General features: G+C 50.2%; 1 protein-coding gene. It reads left to right on the top strand.

Annotated elements, in window-relative coordinates:
• Nucleotides 1-8 precede the first annotated feature (8 nt).
• On the top strand, nt 9-122 hold the full coding sequence (locus PPOP_RS25295) for a zinc ribbon domain-containing protein (protein WP_199899005.1): 114 nt from the start codon (nt 9-11) through the stop codon (nt 120-122).
• Nucleotides 123-225: the final 103 nt, after the last annotated feature.

The following is a 225-nucleotide window of genomic DNA, read 5'->3' as shown; positions in this document are numbered from 1 at the left end:
GTGGTGAAATCGTAAAGAAAGGGCTGTCTGTACGCATGCATCAATGCCACCATTGCGGCTACGTTGCGGATCGAGATGAAAATGCAGCTCGCAATATTCTACAGCGTGCTCTAGTGTCGTAACCACCAACAATATATTGGCTCGGACGGAGCCATCAGGGAGAGATGAGGTTACGAACTCGATGATCTGAGAAGCCCCTAGCTTTAGCTATGGGGAGTCGTCACG

This window comes from Paenibacillus popilliae ATCC 14706 (assembly GCF_000315235.1).
Classification (GTDB): Bacteria; Bacillota; Bacilli; order Paenibacillales; family Paenibacillaceae; genus Paenibacillus_B; species Paenibacillus_B popilliae.
The sequence above is the reverse complement of the archived record's forward strand: the minus strand, read 5'-3'. Positions and strand labels throughout refer to the sequence as shown.